The organism is Streptomyces sp. NPDC097981 (assembly GCF_040302565.1).
In the GTDB taxonomy this organism is placed as follows: domain Bacteria; phylum Actinomycetota; class Actinomycetes; order Streptomycetales; family Streptomycetaceae; genus Streptomyces.
This window is the reverse complement of sequence record NZ_JBEORW010000043.1, coordinates 24,415-42,720: the sequence shown is the minus strand read 5'-3', so window position 1 is coordinate 42,720 and position 18,306 is coordinate 24,415. Positions and strand designations below refer to the sequence as shown.

Sequence of the window (18,306 nt, the reverse complement as noted above, 5' to 3'; positions counted from 1 at the left end):
GTCCCGGTCAGCGGGCGACGGTGTGGCGCGGGTGTGAGCGGTGCAGGCGCGGACGTCGCGCTCCCTGGAGCAGCCGATCGGGTCCGGGTCCGATCAGGCCCGCCCTGAACAGCCCGTACGTGATGCGCTGTTGTGCGGCCGCCTCCAGTTCGTCGCGGAGGGCGCCGTCGCGCAGCAGTGCGGAGGGGCCCAGCAGGCTCTCGACGACGGCCAGCGCACCGGCGGTGTCGCCGTGGTCCAGGCGTTCGCGTACGCCGGTGAGGCAGTCCGGACGGCGGTGCGCCGCGTCGATCGCCTGGAGGCAGGGCAGCGGGGTGCCGGTCAGGGCGGCCAGCAGTTCCTCCCTCCGGATCTCGGCCGGATCGTGGTCGAGCGGGACGAGTACCCCGTCGACCAGGCCGATCCGGTGCCGGGCTCCGCGGCACTCGACGAGGTCCGGCCGTCCTGCCCGGTCGGGGATCCGGGACGGACCGGCCGGCGTGTGCGCGGGTACGAGTGCCGAGGCGACCAGCGGGTGCAGCCCGTCGGGGCCGACCACACCGGCGCGGAGCAGTTCCAGGTCGGGCAGTGCCCAGGTCGCCGCGTCGGGCAGGACCGGCGGCGGGCCCGTACCGGCATCCGTGGAGGCTGCCGGGACCCGCAGGGCGGGCGGCCCGATGCCGTCGCGGTCCTCGACCAGGTCCAGGTCCAGCCGGTGCCGGGACCCGATCCGCACGGTGAAGGTACGGGTGCCGGTGCCGGTGCCGGTGGCCGGACCACTGCCGCCGGAACGCCCCTCGGCCTGCAGCAGGATCGCCGCCTCGGCCGCCCACCGCTCAACGGCACAGCGGTGCCCCCGCGGAACGAGCCGCAGCACGTCCGGGTCGGTTGCGGGAATGGCGCCGCCGGGGGGTGGGTCAGCCGCGTGCCGGATCCGGAGTTCGCCGGTCCGGCGCGCGTCCCAGAGGTGGCGGTGCAGGTCGAGGCGGTACCTCGGGTTGGGGCGCGGGTGCGGATGCCGGCGGGCGCCGGCATCGTCGCGGGATCCGTCCCACAGCGCGAGGCTGATGCGCTGACCGGCATCGGCCCAAGCGGGCACGGTCCGGGCCACGAGGTGGACCGGTCCTGCACCATCCCCTCCTGCGGGGTGGTACCGGGCCAGGGTGAGGGTCAGGCCCGGGCGCAGGAGCCCGTCGGGAGCGATCCTGGGCATGTGCCAGCGCAGCAGGTCGGCGGCCAAGTGGCGGAGGTCGGCCCGGAGCCGGGCCGCGAGGTCGCGCCCGTGGGCACGCGCCACGGAACGCAGATCGAAGTCGACGTCGATGCCTGCGGCGGCGCACGCCCCGGCCCAGTCCCCGGCAAGGCGGCGGGTGGTCGCAGTCTCGATCATGGAGGGCGGCACGGCGAACTCGCGCACGCGCAGCCAGAGGGAAAGGCGGGGATCGCCGTTCGCGGTGTGAGTGGGCATCAGCACTCACCTTGCGCGGACGGGACCCCCGATCTGTGAGCAGAAGTAGTGATCATCGCGCCGACCATACCGGCCCTCGCGCGGATCTGCCAGGTGGTTTACCAGGCCGGGACACCGTGCTGACCACCATCGCCGTCCTCCCGTGCAACGGCACGCTGTACGGGCGGCGCTCAGCGGCAAGCCGACGAGGAGGGCGGCGAGTACGGCGGGGAGGGCCATGCCGGAGCCCTGCCGGGCAGCCTCGTTCACCGGGTCGCACCCGCTCACTCGCGGTCGCGCAGGAAGGTGGGGATCTCCTCGCGGGTGGGGTGGTTCGGCAGGGGTGCGGGCTGGTCCTGGAGGAATCCGGTGATGACGGCGGCGGCTCGGTCGTTGTTGTCGTCAAGGCCGTTCCACATGTGGTGTCCGACTCCAGGCATGTACTGCGTGCGCTGGATGGCGGGGTCCTCGGCAAGGACGGCGGTCGCCCATTGGCGGACCTGGGAGGAGCACTCGGCGACCATCAGCATCGCGGGGGTCTGGGAGCGCCTCAGTTGCGGGGCGATCGAGGGTGAGTCCCTGACCGTCTGCTGGACGCGGAGGCTGGCGGCCGGGCTGAAGGAGAAGTTCTGTGCGGTGTCCTCGGTCGGGATGCGGTGCGCGTCGCGCGCGCAGTAGCCGGATGCGGTGTCGCTGCCGAGGTCGGCGGCGGTGAACGCGTTGTCTCCCTCGGCCTGTCCGATCAGCCCGGTGCCGGGGGTGAGGAGTCCGAGTCGCATGAGGCCGAATGCGGTGGCGTACCGCGGGATGCGTGTCGACCGCGGTCCGGTCACGGCCGGCGCGAGGCCGCGCGCGGATGGCCGGCCCCGGTGCCCGGTCATCTGCACGGTGGGGCCGTCCATCGGGCCGGGCTCGGCGATGATCGCCCGGTGCAGGTGTGCAGCGACGCTGGGGTCGGCAAGGGCTCGTGTGAGCACGACCGCGCCTGCGGAGAATCCGAGGACGTCGACGCTGCCCTTGTCCAGGTGGTCGACGAAAGCGGCGAGGTCGCGGACCGACCTGGAGATCGTGTACTGGTCCATGGGGAGCAGTTCGCTTCGTCCGCCGCCGGCCTGTTCGTAGGCGTAGACGTCGTAGCCCTGCCGCGCCAGGAGCTGCAGGAACCGGTGGTCAAGAACCGAGATGCCGCGAACCGGCCCGCCGTTGAGGTACACGAACGGAATGGGGTGTCGGGCGCCGGCGTTCGCGGGCGGGTAGTGATACACCGCGACCCGGCTGCCTGTGGCCAGGCTCCAGTACTGCGTGGCCACGAATGGCAGGGCGGGCGGATACCGCCGGGCCGTGGGCACGCTCGGGATGCAGACCGACGCCGTCAGCGCCGCCGCGACGACCACCGGCAGGAACGGCACGAGCCGCGCCGCCCGGGTACGACGCCGCCCCCGCCACAGTGCGGCGGCAGCCCCGACTCCAAGGGTCGTCGACCATGCGCCGATCCCCGAGCCTGCCCCGTCCGTGAGGACGATCGCAACGAGAAAGACGGCGACCAGTGTCGCGACGGCGGCCAGAGCCCGGAGCAAGCGTCCGGTGAAGCGTGCAAGGCGTATGGCGAACGTGGACACGGCGGACCTCCGAAGTTTCATAACGCTGTTTCAAAACGACGTTATCAAAGGAGGTAGGCTTCTCGTCATGGGCAGGCCGAGAACAAACGACGCGACCGTCAAAGAGCGACTCGTGGAGTGCACGACCGAACTGCTCGCCACCCGCCCGCAGGAGTCGGTCACGGTCCGCGCCGTGGCCACGGCCGCCGGGACATCAACGGCGGCGGTGTACTCCCTGTTCGGCGACAAGGAAGGACTGATCGGAGCGGTACGCGACAGAGCCGTCGCCGGCCTGTTCCGGGCCCTGACGGCGGCGGCGGCCTCCGAGGATCCCCTCGCCGACATCTGCGCACTGGCCGCCGCGTACCGACGGTGGGGACGCGAACACAGCCACCTGTACTCCGTGCTCTTCGGTGGAGTGCAGTCCTTCACGCCGTCAGGAGCCGTCGGTACCAGTGACCCCGTCCGGCCGCTCCTCGCGGCGATCGATCGCGCCGTGACGGAGTCCGTCCTCGACGGCGAAGCGACGGCGATCGCCGTCTCACTCTGGGTGACCCTGCACGGGCTTGTGACACTCGAACTCGCCGGGGCCCTCGATGCCCCCACAGCAGAAGCCGCGTTCCGACCGACGATCCACGCCACGCTGCGCGGCTGGAAACGCCGGCCCTGAGACGACGCCGCCCTCGCTCGGTGGGCGCGTACGTGGCAGCCTTGCGCCTGCGTTCCGGGGCCCCGGGTGTGACGACCGTACGGTGGAGATGATGACCGAGATCAGCGCGGCCGATTACGGCGGGCTCTCCGCGTGCGAGATCGCCGGCGAGGTCAACGCGGGCAGACTGTCGGCGCGGGCGGTGGCGTCGGCTGCCCTGGCCCGGATCGGGCGGGACGACACCGAACTGCGGGCCTTCACCGCGGTGTGGCCGCAAGCGGCCGCCGACCGCGCCGAAGCGATCGACCGTCGGATCCGGCAGGGGGACCGGCTGCCGCTGGCCGGCGTGCCGTTGGCGGTCAAGGCCACCGAGGGACTGCGCTCCCTGCAGACGGCCCGGCTGATCGCGGCGGGCTGCGTACCCGTGGGCGCGACGTCGACCCCAGGGCCGGGCACCCGCTGGCGGACGTGGGGTGCCACCGACCGCGGGGTGACCCTCAACCCCCTTGACCATCGCCGGAGTCCGGGCGGCTCCAGCGCGGGCTCGGCCGTCGCGGTCGCCGCCGGGATGGTGCCCCTGGCCACCGGGAGCGACGGGGCGGGGTCGGTGCGCATTCCGGCGGCCTGGTGCGGAGTCATCGGGCTCAAGCCCACCAACGGCCTCGTCCCCGCGCGGGACCGGGCCGGCCTGAACATCGCCGGCCCCCTGGCCCGCCATGCGGGCGACGCCGCCGCGTACCTGGACGCCCTCGCCGGCACCACGGCGCCCCGCGTGCCCGCGGAACCGTTGCGGCCCCTTCGGACCGCCTTCTCGCCGGATCTGGGTTTCGCCGCGACCCTGCCCGCCATCGCGGAGACGGCACACGCCTTCCTCGGCGCCCTGTCCCTTGCCGGAGCCGTCGACGTCGTCGAGGTCCCGGTCCGCCTCACCGATCCCGCCGCGTGCTGGCAGAGCCTGCGCGGAAGCTCCGCGGCGGATGCGGAACGCGTCGCGCGGACCCGGGCCTCCCTCGGCCGTGCGCTCGAACGGCATTTCACCGAGGCCGACCTCCTGGCCACCCCGACCACCCCCAACGCCCCGCACGGCCACGACGGCCCGGGAGACACCCTGAGCGTCGCCCTGACCTGGGCGTTCAACATCAGCGGCCACCCCGCCATCAGCATCCCCGCCGGCCTCACCCCCGCGGGCGAGCCCGTCGGCCTCCAGCTGATCGCCCCGCACGGCCGCGAGGACGCCCTCCTGTCCATCGCGGCGGCAGCCGGTGTCATGCGGATGCGCCGAGCAGCGCCCGTACCGGGTCGCCGGGTCTGACCGAAGACGGTCAGCACGACGGCCCTCCCGTGGGGAGTGCGGGAGGGCCGTGTGCCCGGGATGGTCCGGAGCCACACCATATGCGCGGATACGCGCAACGCAACAGGCATATGACAGGAGTAATTCCGCGAGCGGCACACGCCGCGCGAGACGGTGCATGCGGCTCAGGTCGCAGAACCGACCCGATCCGAGGGTGGCGCCGCACTGCGGGAACGACCCGAACACGGCGACGTGAATGCGATCAAAGCGCACGTGCCGGTCTCCCCCGTGGAAGCCCTTCTGGTGCTGGCGCGGTGGCTTCCGTCGCGTCTGCGGCGGCCCGTCGCCGCCGGCGCGCCGGCGGTCGTCCTGCTTGTCCGGTACGTCGTCGTGGGGCTCGACCACCCCTACGACTCCGCCGCCGTCGTGCCCGCCGACGGCCGCGCGCCGTTGGTGGCGCCGCCGCTCCTGACACCGCCCCCGGTACGGCCGGCCGGCGGGCCGGCCCCGGACGCGGGTCTCCAGGTCCACTTCGTGAACAGTCGGTTGATCTCCCGGGTGGGGCGGCCCCGCGGTGCATATGCTCCCCTCGTGCGTCACTGCGTCACCACGCATGTACGCCGTGCATCCGAACGCCTCGCGAGCCGTAAGGGGACCGCCCCGTGAGTGTCCGAATTCAACCCTCCTCCCAGGTCGACGAGACGGCCGAACTCGGGGACGGGACCACGATCTGGGATCTGGCGCAGATACGGGAGGACGCGCGGCTCGGGCGCGACTGCATCGTGGGCCGGGGGGCGTACGTCGGACCCGGCGTACGGATCGGCGACAACGTGAAGCTCCAGAACCACGCACTCGTCTACGAGCCCGCCGTGCTCGGCGACGGGGTGTTCATCGGCCCGGCCGCCGTGCTCACCAACGACTTCTATCCGCGGGCGGTCGACCCCGACGGCCGGCTCAAGCGCGGCGGCGACTGGGAGGCCGCAGGTGTCGTGGTGGCCGAGGGGGCCTCGCTGGGCGCCCGGTCGGTGTGCGTGGCCGGGGTGCACGTCGGACGGTGGGCGCTCGTCGCGGCCGGCGCGGTCGTGTCCCGGGACGTACCGGACTTCGCACTGGTCGCAGGGGTACCGGCCCGCCGCATCGGCTGGGTGGGGCGGGCCGGGATCCGCCTGGTGGAGCGCGACGGCGAGCCGGGCGTGTGGGAGTGTCCGCGTACCGGCGCACTGCACGAGGAGAAGGACGGAACCCTGGTAGAGCGGACCTGACGGTACGTCGGCAATTTAGGTCAGCGGCATTTCCTCAAAACCGCAATCAGCGAACATCCTTGGGCATACCTTGTCCCTGTACACGGGATCTGAGCAGGCAACAGGCTTTGTTCAGTGGGGGGTTGTACACGACGAGGGCATCGCGGACCAGGTGACGGCCGGCGCTTCTACGCGCCCGCACGCCGCCGTCCGCGCCTGCTCCGGTCCGGGGCATCGCTGGGGGGATCCAGTGGGCGGCCCCGGACGGTTCGTGCCATCGGAGGGACCACACCGATGGCACGTGCGTCGTCATGCGCACGCCCCTCCGCGGAACGACGACCGCCAGGTCTGTCCGAGGAGCGATCAGAGGGGGTAGGTGTGTTGGAGCCGTACAGCTCGGACATACGAGGTGCGCGCAGCACACAGGGAACCGGGGTGGGGACCCGGTGACCGCCGCACGATTAGAAGCACTGGCCCACGAGGACCCGTCGCTGCACGCGCTCGCCGAGCAGCTGCTCGCGCTGGCCGAGGCGGGACTGCCCGGTATGTACCTGCCCGGCGCCGACACCTTCGTGTTCACCCGGGTGGGGACGGTCACCTCCGGCGGCGTCCGCCGGGTGGAGGGGCGCGGAACCAGCACCCGGTACGCGGCCATCACCGCGCTCGGGGCGCGGTTCCTGCCCGAGGACCGGCAGCGCGCCCTGTTCGGCGGACACAGCGTCGAGGAGTACGCCGGCCTGCTGGTCGAGCGGCTGCCCGCCGTGACGAACCTCGGCGACGCAGCGCTCATCGCCTGGGCCGCCGCCGAGACGGGCCACCCCAAGCTGGCGGACGCCCTCGCGCGGGTGGCCGCGCTGGACGTCCCCGGGCGGGCGCAGTACACCGTCGAGGCGGCCTGGGTGCTCTCCGCCCTCGCCGCGGCCCGTACGGCGGTGGACGTGGAAGAGCGCCTGGCGGCAGCCCGCGACCGCCTGCTGGTGGCCAGGACGGCCGGCAGTCCGCTGTTCCCGCACGCCACCGGGCCGGGGCTGGTCCCGGGATACCGCTCCCACGTGGCCTGCTTCGCCGACCAGACCTATCCGCTGCAGGCGCTGGCCCGGCTGCACGCGAGCGGCCCCGACCCGCAGGCCCTCGCGGCCGCCGACGCCTGCGCCGCCCGGATCTGCGCACTCCAGGGGGACGGCGGACAGTGGTGGTGGCACTACGACGCCCGCACGGGCGGCGTGGTGGAGGGCTACCCCGTCTACAGCGTGCACCAGCACGCCATGGCCCCGACCGCGCTCTTCGACCTGGCCGACGCGGGCGGCACCGACTTCGGCGCCGCCATCCGCCGGGGGCTGCGCTGGATGACGGACGCGCCCGAGATCAGCGGGCCCGACGGCACCCCGCGCGAACCCATGATCCTTGAGGACTACGGCGTCACCTGGCGCAAGGTCTACCGCGGCGACCCGGCGAAGGCCGTCCGCGCCGCCCGCGGCCTCACCACCAAGGTGGCCCCGCAGGCCCGCCTCGCCCTGCTCGACCGGGTCTTCCGCCCCGTCGTGATCGACCGCGAGTGCAGGCCGTACGAGTTCGGCTGGCTGCTCCACGCCTGGCTCGGGGGGCCGCAGAGATGAGCCGACGACCATCTCGCCGGTCCCTGTTCGGGGTTACGCTCGATGCCCTGACCATGGACGAGACCGTTCAGTACTGCCTCGAAGCGGTACGGCGCGGTGACCAGATCGAGATCGGCATGGTCAACGCGGCCAAGCTGGTCAACATGCGGCGCGACCCCCGCCTCGCGGCGGCGGTCTCCGGCTGCGACCTCGTCCTGGCCGACGGCCAGGCCGTGGTGTGGGCCGGCCGCGTCCTCGGCGTCCGGCTGCCCGAACGGGTCGCGGGAATCGACCTGTTCATGCGGCTGCTGGCCGCCGCGGAGACCGCGGACATCCCCGTCTACCTGCTCGGTGCCCGGCAGGACGTACTGGACCTGATGCTCCGCCGGATCGCCGATCGGTTCCCGGCACTGCGCGTGGCCGGCAGCCGCAACGGCTACTTCGACGACGCCGACCAGGGCGCGGTCGCCGACGCCGTCGCGGAGAGCGGCGCCCAACTGCTGTTCCTCGGCATGACCTCGCCCAAGAAGGAGATCTTCACCGCCGGTTACGGCAAGCAGACCGGCGCCCACGTGGTGCACGGTGTCGGCGGCTCCTTCGACATCCTGGCCGGGATCACCAAGCGGGCCCCCGCGGTCTGGCAGCGCATGGGCCTCGAATGGTTCTACCGCACCCTCCAGGAGCCCCGCCGCCTCGGCAAGCGCTACCTCACCACCAACACCGCCTTTCTCCTCATGACGGTCCGTGAACTCATCCGCCGTACACCGTCTGCCGGTTTCGCGAACAGGAGTCACTGATGCGCGTCGTCGTCGTGGGACAGGGATACGTCGGCCTGCCGCTGGCCATCAGGGCCGCCGAGGTCGGACACCAAGTGGTCGGGTACGACGTGGACGCCCGGCGGGTCAAGAGCCTCGCCGCCGGCGAGTCGTACGTGGAGGACGTCTCCTCCGAACGGCTGACCCGGGCACTGGAGCACGGCTCCTACCAGGCCAGTGAACTCGCGCGGGACTGCGGCGGTTTCGACGTCGCGGTCGTCACGGTCCCCACCCCGTTACAGGACGGCGCTCCCGACCTGCGCTACGTCGAGGAGTCGGCGCACACGCTGGCCCGCTTCCTGCGGCCGGGCGCGACCGTCGTCCTGGAGTCCACCACCTACCCGGGCACCACCGAGGAGCTGTTCGGCCCGATCCTGGAGGACGGCTCGGGCCTCACCGCCGGCGTCGACTTCCACCTCGGCTACAGCCCGGAGCGGATTGACCCCGGCAACACCGTCTGGGGCTTCCAGCAGACGCCGAAGGTCGTCTCCGGCGTGAACGAGACCTCCCTCAAGGCCGTCGAGACCTTCTACGCGGGCCTCGTCGACAAGACCGTTCCGGTCCGCTCGCCCAAGGAGGCCGAGCTCGCGAAGCTGCTGGAGAACACCTTCCGGCACGTGAACATCGCCCTGGTCAACGAGATAGCCATGTTCGCCCGCCACCTCGGCATCGACGTGTGGCAGACCATAGAGGCCGCCTCCAGCAAGCCGTTCGGCTTCATGAAGTTCACCCCGGGCCCCGGGGTCGGCGGCCACTGCCTCCCGATCGACCCTTCGTACCTGTCCTGGCGGGTGCAGCGCGAACTCGGCCAGAACTTCCGCTTCGTGGAGCTGGCCAACGACATCAACAGCCACATGCCCGAGTACGTCGCACGCCGGGTCATGGATGCGCTCAACGCCAAGCGCCGCTCCGTCAACGGCTCGCGCATCCTGCTCCTCGGGCTGGCGTACAAGAAGAACACCGGCGACGCCCGTGAATCGCCCGCCGTCCGCGTGGCCCAGCTGCTCCTCGACATGGGCGCGAAGGTGCGCGCGGCCGACTCCCACGTGGTGGAGGGCATCAAGGTCGACGCCCGCCTGTCGAGGGTCGAGCCGACCCGCAAGGAGCTGGCCGCCGCCGATGTGGTCGTCCTGCTCACCGACCACGACTCCTTCGACTACGCGATGGTCACCGAGCACGCCTCCTTGATCCTCGACTGCCGCAACCGGCTCTCCGGACCCACCGTGGAGGTGCTCTGACACCATGCCCAGGATCATCTGCGTGGCCGGGGCACGGCCCAACTACATGAAGATCAAACCGGTCATGGACGCGCTGGAGCGCCACGGCGCCGAAGTGGTCCTCGTCCACACCGGCCAGCACTACGACGAGTCCATGAACGACGTCTTCTTCCGCGACCTCGGCATCCGTCCCCCCGACCGGTACCTGGCCGCCGGGTCCGGCACCCACGCCCGGCAGACCGGCCGGGTGATGGCGGCCTTCGAGCCGCTGCTCGACGAACTGGCCCCGGACGCGGTGGTGGTGGTCGGCGACATCAACTCCACGCTGGCCTGCGCCCTGGTCACCGCGAAGGCCGGCCCGCTGCTGGCCCACGTGGAGGCCGGGCTGCGCAGCCGGGACTGGAGCATGCCGGAAGAGGTCAACCGGGTCGCCACCGACCGCGTCAGCGACTACCTGCTGGCCCCTTCCCCCGACGCGGCCGCGAACCTGTGGTCGGAGGGGTACCGGGAGGACCAGATCCACGTCGTCGGCAACGTCATGATCGACACCCTGTTCGCCAACCTGGACCGGGCCAGGACCTCCGACGTCCTGGACCGGTACGGGCTCACCCGGGGCGGGTACGGCCTCGTCACCCTGCACCGGCCGGCCAACGTGGACGACCCCGGGGCGCTGCGCGGCCTGCTGAAGGCGCTGGGAGAGATCGCCGGACGCTGCCCGCTGCTGCTGCCCGCGCACCCGCGGGCCGCGGAGCGGCTGGCGGAGACCGGAGTCCCCGCCGGGATCCAGGTCGTGCCGGCGGCCGGGTACCTGGACTTCATCGCGCTCCAGGACTCCGCCCGTCTGGTGCTCACCGACTCGGGGGGCGTCCAGGAGGAGACCACCGCCCTCGGCGTGCCCTGCGTGACGCTGCGGGAGAACACCGAGCGGCCCATCACCGTCGAGGAAGGCACCAACGTCCTGGCGGGCACCGACCCGGACCGCATCACGGCCACCGTGGACCGGGTGCTCGACGATCCGCCCGCGCCGCGCTGCCCCGAGCTCTGGGACGGCCGCGCGGGCGAGCGCATCGCCAGAGTCCTGCTGGACGGCGGGACCGCGGCAACCCGGCTGCGGCCCACCGACCTCGCCCCCGACGGGGCGGCCGGAGCGCCGTAGCGACGGGCCCGGCCGACGGAGGAGCGGCGACCAGGCAACACCGCAAGAACGCAAGAACCGTAATCACCGCAAAGAAAGAGCGGCGGCGCGTGGAGGACACGACGCCGCCGCGAGGGGGAAGACCATGGATCTCGCGGAGATCTGGCGGGTCATGTGCAGGCGCTGGTACGTGCTGCTGCCCGGACTGCTGCTCACGGCCGCGCTCATCGCGGGCGTGTACGTGCTGGTCCCGGTGGAGTACCGGTCACAGAGCACGGTGACGCTCCTGAACTCGAAGAAGGCCACGGTGGCCTTCGACGGCAACCCCTTCCTGAGCACCCAGGCCTCGCTCACCGGCATGGCCGACGGGCTGGCCCGCAACCTCAACTCCGACGACTCCCGGGCCGACCTCAAGTCCCAGGGCGTCACCGGGGAGTACGAAGCGAAGATCGCCGACAACGCCCAGGGGCCGTTCATGTGGCTGAGCGTCACCGGAACCGATCCGGCCGCCGTCCTGAAGTCGGACCAGGTCTTCACCGCCTACGCGGAGAAGCGGCTGCAGGAGTTCCAGGCCCAGCAGTCGGTGACGCCGGAGGCCATGATCCGCATGGCGACGATCGTCCCGCCCCAGAAGCCGGAAGCACAGACCAAGACCCGGCTCCAGTACCTGATCATGGCGGGGGCTCTGGGCTTCGTCCTCAGCCTCGTGGCCACCTTCTTCGTGGAAGCCCGCCGCCGCAGGTCGGGCAAGCCGGGCCGGCACCGGCCCGCGCCGTCCGAAGCCGGGCCGCCCGGGGACCTGCCTGACACCGCGGACTCCGGGGCGAGCACCTCCCGTACCGCCCGGGCTTCCGCCGGATCGCCGTGACCGGGACCGGGACCGACACCGGAACCCAGGCGCCTGCCGAGGCGCCGTCGCTGGGGCGCAAGGTCGGCTCCGCCGCCCGGTGGAGCCTGGTCAACACCGTGGTCATGCGCCTCGGCAACTTCGTCACCGGCATCGTCCTCGCCCGCTTCTTCCTCGGTCCCGAGGCGTGGGGCGTTTACGGGATCGCCCAGACCGTGCTGCTGGTCCTGCTCTCCGCGAACGAGCTCGGCGTCTCCTTGGCGATCGTCCGCTGGGAGGGCGACCCGCGCCGCTTCGCGCCGACCGTGCTCACCCTGAGCGTCGCCTCCAGCTGCCTGCTGTACGCCGTGCTGTTCACGGCGGCCCCCGCGGTGGCCCGGGTGCTCGGCTCGCCCGAGGCCTCCGGAATCCTGCGGGTGATGTGCGTGTGCGTGGTCCTCGACGGGCTGTCGCAGGTACCCGCAGGCTTCCTCACCCGGGAGTTCGCGCAGGGCAGGCGGATGGCCATCGACGCCGTCAACTTCCTGCTCAGCACCGGGGTGACCCTGGTGCTGGCCGTCGACGGGTGGGGCGCCATGAGCTTCGCCTGGGGCTCCGTGGCCGGCAACGCGGCCGCGCTCGCCGGCTGCTGCCTCGCCGCGCCCGGCACGCTGAGGTTCGGCTGGGACCGGGAGCAGGCCCGGGCCCTGCTCCGCTTCGGACTGCCCCTCGCCGGGGCCAGCATGCTCGCCCTCGGCGTCGTCAACGTGGACACCATGGTGGTGGGCTCCGCCCTGGACCAGCTGGCGCTCGGCTTCTACGTGCTCGCCTTCAACATCTCCGGCTGGCCCGTGCGGATCATCTCCGAGGCCGCCCGCCGCGTCTCCTTCGCCGGGTTCTCCCGGCTGGCCGACTCTCCGGGGGCACTGGCCGGCGGATTCGGCCGTGCCCTGGGCGTCGTGATGACCGGCACCGTCCCGCTCTGCGTCCTGCTGGCCGCCCTGGCCGGCCCGATCGTCGGGCTCGTCTACGGCGAGCGCTGGCTGCCCGCGGCCGCCGCGCTGCCCTGGCTGATGGCGCTCGGCCTGGTCCGGATCGGCTGCGAGCTCGCCTACGACTGCCTGGTCGCCATCGGGCGGCGCCGCTCCCTCATCGGCGTCCAGGGACTCTGGCTCGTCGTCCTGGTCCCGGCCCTGGTCGTCGGGGCCGGCGCCGGCGGGATCACGGGAGTGGCCCAGGGGCACGTCCTGGTCGCGGGCGCCGTCGTGGTGCCGGTGTTCCTCTTCGCACTGCACCGCGGGGGCGTCGGCCTGGGTACGGTGGCACGGGCCTGTGCCTGGCCGTTCCTGGGCGGCGCCGTGATGGCCGCCGTGGTCCTCGGCCTGGAGCGGCTCCTCGGGGACGGCGTCCTCGCGCTCCTCGCGACCGCCGCAGCGGGCACCCTCTGCTACGTGCTGTGCATCCTGCCGAGCCTCGGCTTCCTGCGCGGCTCCCCGCCCGCCGGTGCCGCCGCGGCGGCAGGGGGCTAGCGGCCGTGGCACGCGACCGAAGGCACCTGCGGGCCTGGCTGCTGGCCGGGCTCGTACTGGCCGTCGTGCTGACCCTGTACCGGGCCGACCGGACGGGCGTGAGCGAGCCCTCGGCCGGGCCCTGCCCGGACAGCGCCCTCGAGTGCCCCGGTGCGGGCACCGGTCCCACGCCTGCGCCCGCACCCTCCGCGGACCCGTCCGCCACGGGCAGCCCGAGTCCCCCGGACGGCACGGCCCCGCCCTCCACCACACCCTCACCGGGGACCGGCGGGACACCCACCGCGGGCGCCTGCTCCTCGCCCGGCGCCTGCGGATTCCCCGATGCCCGCACCACCGGCCCGCGGATCGCGCTGGAGCGGCACGACACGGGGAACATGTCCGTGAAGACCGACGGCACGGTCATCAAGGGCTGGGACATCAACGGTTCCCTGGACGTCTACGCCAACGACGTCACGATCATCGACAGCCGGATCACCTCCACGAACTGGTGGGGGATCAATCTGCGCCCCGGCTTCAGCGGCCTGCGCGTCCTGCACACCACCATCACCGCCGTACCGGGCAAGGGCCCCGACAACGGCGGGGTCGACTACGCCGTCTCCAACATGGGCGGCAGTTCGATCGAGGTCGGCTGGTGCGACGTCTCCGTGTTCGGCAACGCCCTCTCGATGGGCCAGGGCGAGCTGCACGACAACTACGTGCACGACATCGTCGCCTTCCGCAACCAGGGCGGCGAGTGGCAGCACACCGACGCCGTCATCAGCGGCGGGGGCAACAAGGGCCGGCTGACCATCCGCCACAACACCCTGCTCAACCCCGTCTCCGTGGAGCAGGGCGCGACGGCGGCCGTCGGGCTCTTCGCCGACACCGGCACCGTCTCCTCCGTGGTCGTGGACGGCAACTGGCTGGCCGGCGGAGCCTACGCCCTCTACGGAGGCGGCCCCGGTGCCACCGGCATCCAGGTGACGGACAACGTGTTCTCCGGCCAGTACCACCCCAATGGCGGTGCCTACGGGCTCGTCACCGCATGGAACGCGGGCGGCGCCGGGAACGTGTGGCGGGGCAACCGTACGACCGACGGCCGGCCGGTCGTCCCCGGCCCCGCCTCCTGAACAGCGTGCCCCCTGACGATCGAGAGGACATCATGCGCGGCATCGCCCGGGCCCCGTGGGAGCTCCTGAAGCGGGCCTTCGGCTGGCTGGTGCTCTTCGAGGCCAGGAACAAGGTCCTGCTCGCCCCCTCCGCCGTGTGGCTGCGGCGTTTCGAGGACGCGGAGACCGTCCGCCTCGGCGCGGTCCTGGGCAGCCCGCCGGCCGCGCTCGTGGCCACCGTGATCGCCACCCACCGGCGCCCCGAGGCGCTGCGCGCGGCGGTCCGCTCGGCCCTGGGGCAAACCGTGGCGGACCAGGTGGTCATCGTCGTCGACGACGGTGCCGGACTCCCCGGACTTCCCAGTGATCCGCGGCTGTTCGCGGTCTCGCTGGCCCGCAACACGGCCACGGCCGGAGTCGTGCGCAATGTGGGGATACGGCTGACCCGTTCGCGGTACGTGGCCTTCCTGGACGACGACAACCTGTGGGAGCCGGACCATCTGGAGCAGGCCCTCGCGGTGCTGGATCCGCCCGGCGGGCCCGACGCCGTGTACACGGCCCTGCGCAGGGTGCTCCCCGACGGATCGGAACGGGACGTGCTGTCCGTGCCCTTCGACCGCCGCCGCTCCGCCCGCGAGGCCTTCCTCGACACGAACGCCTTCGTGGCGCGCCGCACCCGGTCCCTGTACTTCAGCCGGCTGCGGCGCACCCCCGAGGTACTGCCCCGCGAGGACTGGGAGCTCGTCCGCCGCTACAGCCGGCGCCACGAGGTCCGCCACGTGCCCCGTCCCACCGTGCGCTACCTGGTCAACCCGGAGAGCTTCTACACCGCCTGGGACGGGCGGACTCCCTCCGGGTGACCGGCGACGGGTGACGGGGCGGGTGGGAGACGACCCGCCGCGCCCGGTCAGGGCCCGGGCACCGTGCGCAGCGCGGACGGACTGGCCAGGGCGCGCGCCGCCGCCCGGTTGGCCGGGCGGCCGAGCGCCGCCCGCGAGGTCTCCCTCAGCAGTACGGCCCCCCGGAAGGCGGCGGTCGCCGCCGCTCCGTGCCGACGGCTGTAGAGCCGTACGCGGTTGAGGGTCAGCAGTGTCCACAGACGCGGCGACACCTGCGAGTCCCCGCCGAGGTGGACGGCCGAGGCAGCCGGCTCGAGCCGGGTGACGAAGCCGTGGTCCCGGGCCCGCAGGCAGTACTCGGTCTCCTCGGAGTACAGGAAGAACGACTCGTCCCAGGCGCCGCAGGCATCCAGGCAATCGCGGGAGAGGGCCATCAGCGCACCGGTCGCCCAGTCGGCGACGGTCGCCCGCTCGTACGCGGCAGGGTCGGTGACCAGCTCGCTCCACAGCGGGAAGCGCCCGGCCCGGCGGTTGCCGATCACCGCCTCGCCCAGGGCGCGCGTCACGCACGATTCGCGGCGCAGCGAATGGTGGCGGGTCCCGTCCTCCTCGTACAGCAGCGGGACGCTGATCCCGACGCGGCGGCCGCCGGACAGGGGAGCGTCGAGGGCGTCGACGAGGAGCCCTGCGCAGCCCTGTCGCATGCGGATGTCGGGATTGCACACGAGAGCGGCGCGGAATCCGCCCTCCCATGCGGCGGCGGCCGCCAAGGCGGCGTTCACCCCGGCCGCGTATCCGGCGTTGCGGCCGGTCTGGACGACCGCCGCGTCCGGGGCCAGCTGCCGGACCAGGTCGACGGTGTCGTCGGCGGAGTCGTTGTCGGCGACGACCAGGCGCCAGTCGAGGCCGGCCATGCCCTCCTGCAGGGAGGCCAGGAACTCGGGCAGCACCCGGGCGCTGTTCCAGGTGACGACCAGGAGGGCTACGGGACCGGTTGCGTGAGTTCGGTCCGGCGGGGCCGGGTGGAGGCGGGAGGGCATGGGGACTCCACGGTTCGGGGCTTCGGCGCACCGCGCCGGATGAAGCCGAGGTAACTGCCTCCGGCGGCGATCGTCAGGAAGAACATCCCGGCGAACATCGGGAAGCTGAGGGCGTCGAAGGTGGCGCTGCTGACCAGGGCGACGAGGGCCGAGGCGAAGAACGCCTGGCCGAGCTCCCGGTCGGGCTCGTCGGCGGCGAGGCGGCGGATGGCGCCGCCCTGGTGGATTCCGGTGAGGAACAGGGCCAGGAGGGCGAGCAGGCCCAGCAGGCCCATCTCCGCCAGGGTCAGCATGTACTGGTTGTCGGTGAAGAAGTAGAGGTCCGGTGTGAAGGTTCCCAGGCCCCGCCCGAACAGCGGGTGCTCCTCCAGATAGGGCACAATCGCGCTGTACTTGACGGTGCGGGCCTGGGTGCTGCTGTCGGAGTTCGACAGGAACGACCCGAACAGCGTGGTGATGGTGCCGATCAGCCCGGGCACGAGGACCTTGAAGCAGGCCACCGATCCGAGCAGCAGGCCGAGGGCGGTCCAGCGCCGCTGCGGCTTCCACCGCGGGACCATCACGAGCACCACGATGAGCGCGCCGATGATGGAGGTCCGCGACACGGTCAGCGGCAGGGCGCCGCCCATCAGGGCCACCGGACCCCAGCGGCGCCAGCCGCTGAGGTGCCGGCGGACCGGGTCGAAGGCCTGTTGTACGGCGAAGGGCAGCAGCAGGGCGAGCATGCCGCCGAACTCCAGCGGCTGCGCGGTGGTCGAGCGGGGCCGGGTGAACGCACCGCGGTCCATGGCGGTGATCTGTGCGACGCTCGAGTGGAGCCCCGGGATGCTGATGTGTTCGGCGATGTTCGTCGCGGTGAAGAAGTCGTAGTAGCCGATGGCGGCGACCACCGACCCCATCACCACGGTCCGTCGCATCAGGACGTCGAGGCGGGCCCGGTTCTGGATGCCGGCCGAGACCAGCACCACCAGCGACACCCAGACGAGCAGCCCGATCAGGCCGCGGTCCGCCCCCAGCACCTCCTTGTGCGAGCTGCCCCGGGAGGCGTTCGCGAGGTACGAGGCCAGCACCGAGACGGCCAGCAGCCACATCACGACCCGGGGCAGCCGGGTGCCCTCGGCCGGCCTGATCCGTCCGGTCAGCCAGGTCGCCAGGTACCAGAACAGGCCGAGGAGCGCGAACACGTTGGCCGGGGTGCCCACGCCGCCCATGCCCGGCAGGGTCAGGTTCGAGGGGATGAAGAAGGCCAGCCCCAGATAGCCGCTGAGCAGGGCGACGGCGTCCGGCGCCCGGCCCCGCAGCCTCCTGCGGACGCGCGCCCCGGACGCGCCGGGCGCGGCGGCGGCCTCGCGCCTGCGGCGGCGGGCCACCAGCAGGGTCTCCGTCACGAAGGAGAGCGTGAAGCCGGCGGTCACGCAGGCGATGACGACGCCCAGCACCTGCTGGTAGCGGCTCTTGAGCTGGGGCACCGGGGTCTGCGGCAGCACCACCGGGGCCGTCTGCACGAAGTAGGCCGGCTGTACCTTGGCCGCCGTCTGGAGCGCGTTGAGCTGCTCGCCGGCGAAGGCGGTGAGCGTGCTGGTCTCCTTGAGCACCTTCGCCCGGTCGGTGCCCGTGACGGTCAGGGTGAGCATCGGGCCCGAGGTGTTCGCGGCGAAACCGACCGTGTAGGGGTCGCTCACGCCGAGACCGTGCAGATCGCGTGCGGCGTCGGCCCCCGACAGGGTCCTGATCAGCACGTCCGCGGTGACGACCAGTGAACCGCCCGCGTTGGAGATGGGGTTGCCGAAGGCGGGGGCCAGTTCGGCCACCGCCGCGGAGTCGAGCAGCGCCACCGAGCTCTGCGACTGGTACGCCACGGGCACCGACCGGTACAGGTGCAGCCCCGCGAGGAGCCCCAGCAGGGTCAGGGGCACCATCACGTACCAGCGGCGCCGCAGCACGGCGGCCATCTCACCGATGCTCACGAACGCCTCCTCGCGCATGCCGGAACCGATGGCGGGCCGACCCGCGTCCT

15 protein-coding genes are annotated in these 18,306 nt (G+C 72.6%); 11 read left to right on the top strand and 4 right to left on the bottom strand.

The genetic code is table 11. The features are described 5' to 3' along the window. Positions 1 to 7: 7 nt before the first annotated feature. On the bottom strand, positions 8 to 1,447 hold the full coding sequence (locus ABTY04_RS31920; RefSeq protein WP_352216916.1) for a hypothetical protein: 1,440 nt from the start codon (positions 1,445 to 1,447) through the stop codon (positions 8 to 10). A 263-nt stretch (positions 1,448 to 1,710) separates the two neighbouring features. Beyond that, the gene (locus ABTY04_RS31915) at positions 1,711 to 3,003 is read right to left on the bottom strand and encodes an alpha/beta fold hydrolase (RefSeq protein WP_352216915.1); all 1,293 of its coding nucleotides are present in this window, start codon (positions 3,001 to 3,003) and stop codon (positions 1,711 to 1,713) included. A 109-nt stretch (positions 3,004 to 3,112) separates the two neighbouring features. Here ABTY04_RS31915 and ABTY04_RS31910 point away from each other — a divergent pair, with 109 nt between their 5' ends. The 11 genes from ABTY04_RS31910 (at position 3,113) to ABTY04_RS31860 (ending at position 15,270) form a co-directional block, all read left to right on the top strand. Continuing rightward, positions 3,113 to 3,694 (top strand): TetR/AcrR family transcriptional regulator, encoded by a 582-nt coding sequence (locus ABTY04_RS31910; protein ID WP_352216942.1) that lies wholly within the window; start codon positions 3,113 to 3,115, stop codon positions 3,692 to 3,694. A gap of 91 nt (positions 3,695 to 3,785) precedes the next feature. Continuing rightward, positions 3,786 to 4,985, top strand: a complete 1,200-nt coding sequence (locus ABTY04_RS31905) for an amidase family protein (protein ID WP_352216914.1) — start codon at positions 3,786 to 3,788, stop codon at positions 4,983 to 4,985. A 641-nt stretch (positions 4,986 to 5,626) separates the two neighbouring features. After that, complete coding sequence (locus ABTY04_RS31900; RefSeq protein ID WP_352216913.1) at positions 5,627 to 6,226, top strand: acyltransferase; 600 nt, start codon at positions 5,627 to 5,629, stop codon at positions 6,224 to 6,226. Positions 6,227 to 6,651: 425 nt separating this feature from the next. Beyond that, a complete protein-coding gene (locus ABTY04_RS31895; RefSeq protein ID WP_352216912.1) occupies positions 6,652 to 7,821 on the top strand; it encodes a hypothetical protein in 1,170 nt (389 codons plus the stop codon). Further along, positions 7,818 to 8,597, top strand: coding sequence for a WecB/TagA/CpsF family glycosyltransferase (locus tag ABTY04_RS31890; RefSeq protein ID WP_502996757.1), 780 nt, complete (start codon positions 7,818 to 7,820; stop codon positions 8,595 to 8,597). The genes ABTY04_RS31895 and ABTY04_RS31890 overlap by 4 nt, the downstream gene beginning before the upstream one ends. Continuing rightward, complete coding sequence (locus tag ABTY04_RS31885; protein WP_352216910.1) at positions 8,597 to 9,853, top strand: nucleotide sugar dehydrogenase; 1,257 nt, start codon at positions 8,597 to 8,599, stop codon at positions 9,851 to 9,853. The genes ABTY04_RS31890 and ABTY04_RS31885 overlap by 1 nt, the downstream gene beginning before the upstream one ends. 4 nt (positions 9,854 to 9,857) lie before the next feature. Beyond that, on the top strand, positions 9,858 to 10,988 hold the full coding sequence (gene wecB / locus ABTY04_RS31880; RefSeq protein WP_352216909.1) for a non-hydrolyzing UDP-N-acetylglucosamine 2-epimerase: 1,131 nt from the start codon (positions 9,858 to 9,860) through the stop codon (positions 10,986 to 10,988). Between the two features lie 124 nt (positions 10,989 to 11,112). Then, complete coding sequence (locus tag ABTY04_RS31875; RefSeq protein WP_352216908.1) at positions 11,113 to 11,835, top strand: YveK family protein; 723 nt, start codon at positions 11,113 to 11,115, stop codon at positions 11,833 to 11,835. Further along, positions 11,832 to 13,322 carry an oligosaccharide flippase family protein gene (locus ABTY04_RS31870; RefSeq protein ID WP_352216907.1) on the top strand — a complete coding sequence of 497 codons (1,491 nt, stop codon included), beginning with the start codon at positions 11,832 to 11,834 and terminating at the stop codon, positions 13,320 to 13,322. The genes ABTY04_RS31875 and ABTY04_RS31870 overlap by 4 nt, the downstream gene beginning before the upstream one ends. 5 nt (positions 13,323 to 13,327) lie before the next feature. Beyond that, positions 13,328 to 14,431 carry a hypothetical protein gene (locus ABTY04_RS31865; protein ID WP_352216906.1) on the top strand — a complete coding sequence of 368 codons (1,104 nt, stop codon included), beginning with the start codon at positions 13,328 to 13,330 and terminating at the stop codon, positions 14,429 to 14,431. A 5-nt stretch (positions 14,432 to 14,436) separates the two neighbouring features. Next, positions 14,437 to 15,270: a glycosyltransferase family 2 protein gene (locus ABTY04_RS31860; RefSeq protein ID WP_352216905.1), complete on the top strand. Its 834-nt coding sequence runs from the start codon at positions 14,437 to 14,439 to the stop codon at positions 15,268 to 15,270. A 47-nt stretch (positions 15,271 to 15,317) separates the two neighbouring features. Here ABTY04_RS31860 and ABTY04_RS31855 read toward each other — a convergent pair whose 3' ends face one another. Beyond that, positions 15,318 to 16,289: a glycosyltransferase gene (locus ABTY04_RS31855; RefSeq protein WP_352216904.1), complete on the bottom strand. Its 972-nt coding sequence runs from the start codon at positions 16,287 to 16,289 to the stop codon at positions 15,318 to 15,320. Continuing rightward, the gene (locus ABTY04_RS31850; RefSeq protein WP_352216903.1) at positions 16,232 to 18,256 is read right to left on the bottom strand and encodes an O-antigen ligase family protein; all 2,025 of its coding nucleotides are present in this window, start codon (positions 18,254 to 18,256) and stop codon (positions 16,232 to 16,234) included. Before ABTY04_RS31850 ends, ABTY04_RS31855 begins: the two co-directional genes overlap by 58 nt. Between the last annotated feature and the right edge of the window lie 50 nt (positions 18,257 to 18,306).

Coding starts and splice junctions, on each gene's coding strand:
- ABTY04_RS31920 (WP_352216916.1), bottom strand. CDS start 1,447: ATGCCCACTCACACCGCGAACGGCGATCCCCGCCTTTCCCTCTGGCTG.
- ABTY04_RS31855 (WP_352216904.1), bottom strand. CDS start 16,289: ATGCCCTCCCGCCTCCACCCGGCCCCGCCGGACCGAACTCACGCAACC.
- ABTY04_RS31890 (WP_502996757.1), top strand. CDS start 7,818: ATGAGCCGACGACCATCTCGCCGGTCCCTGTTCGGGGTTACGCTCGAT.
- ABTY04_RS31885 (WP_352216910.1), top strand. CDS start 8,597: ATGCGCGTCGTCGTCGTGGGACAGGGATACGTCGGCCTGCCGCTGGCC.
- ABTY04_RS31875 (WP_352216908.1), top strand. CDS start 11,113: ATGGATCTCGCGGAGATCTGGCGGGTCATGTGCAGGCGCTGGTACGTG.
- ABTY04_RS31905 (WP_352216914.1), top strand. CDS start 3,786: ATGACCGAGATCAGCGCGGCCGATTACGGCGGGCTCTCCGCGTGCGAG.
- ABTY04_RS31910 (WP_352216942.1), top strand. CDS start 3,113: ATGGGCAGGCCGAGAACAAACGACGCGACCGTCAAAGAGCGACTCGTG.
- wecB (WP_352216909.1), top strand. CDS start 9,858: ATGCCCAGGATCATCTGCGTGGCCGGGGCACGGCCCAACTACATGAAG.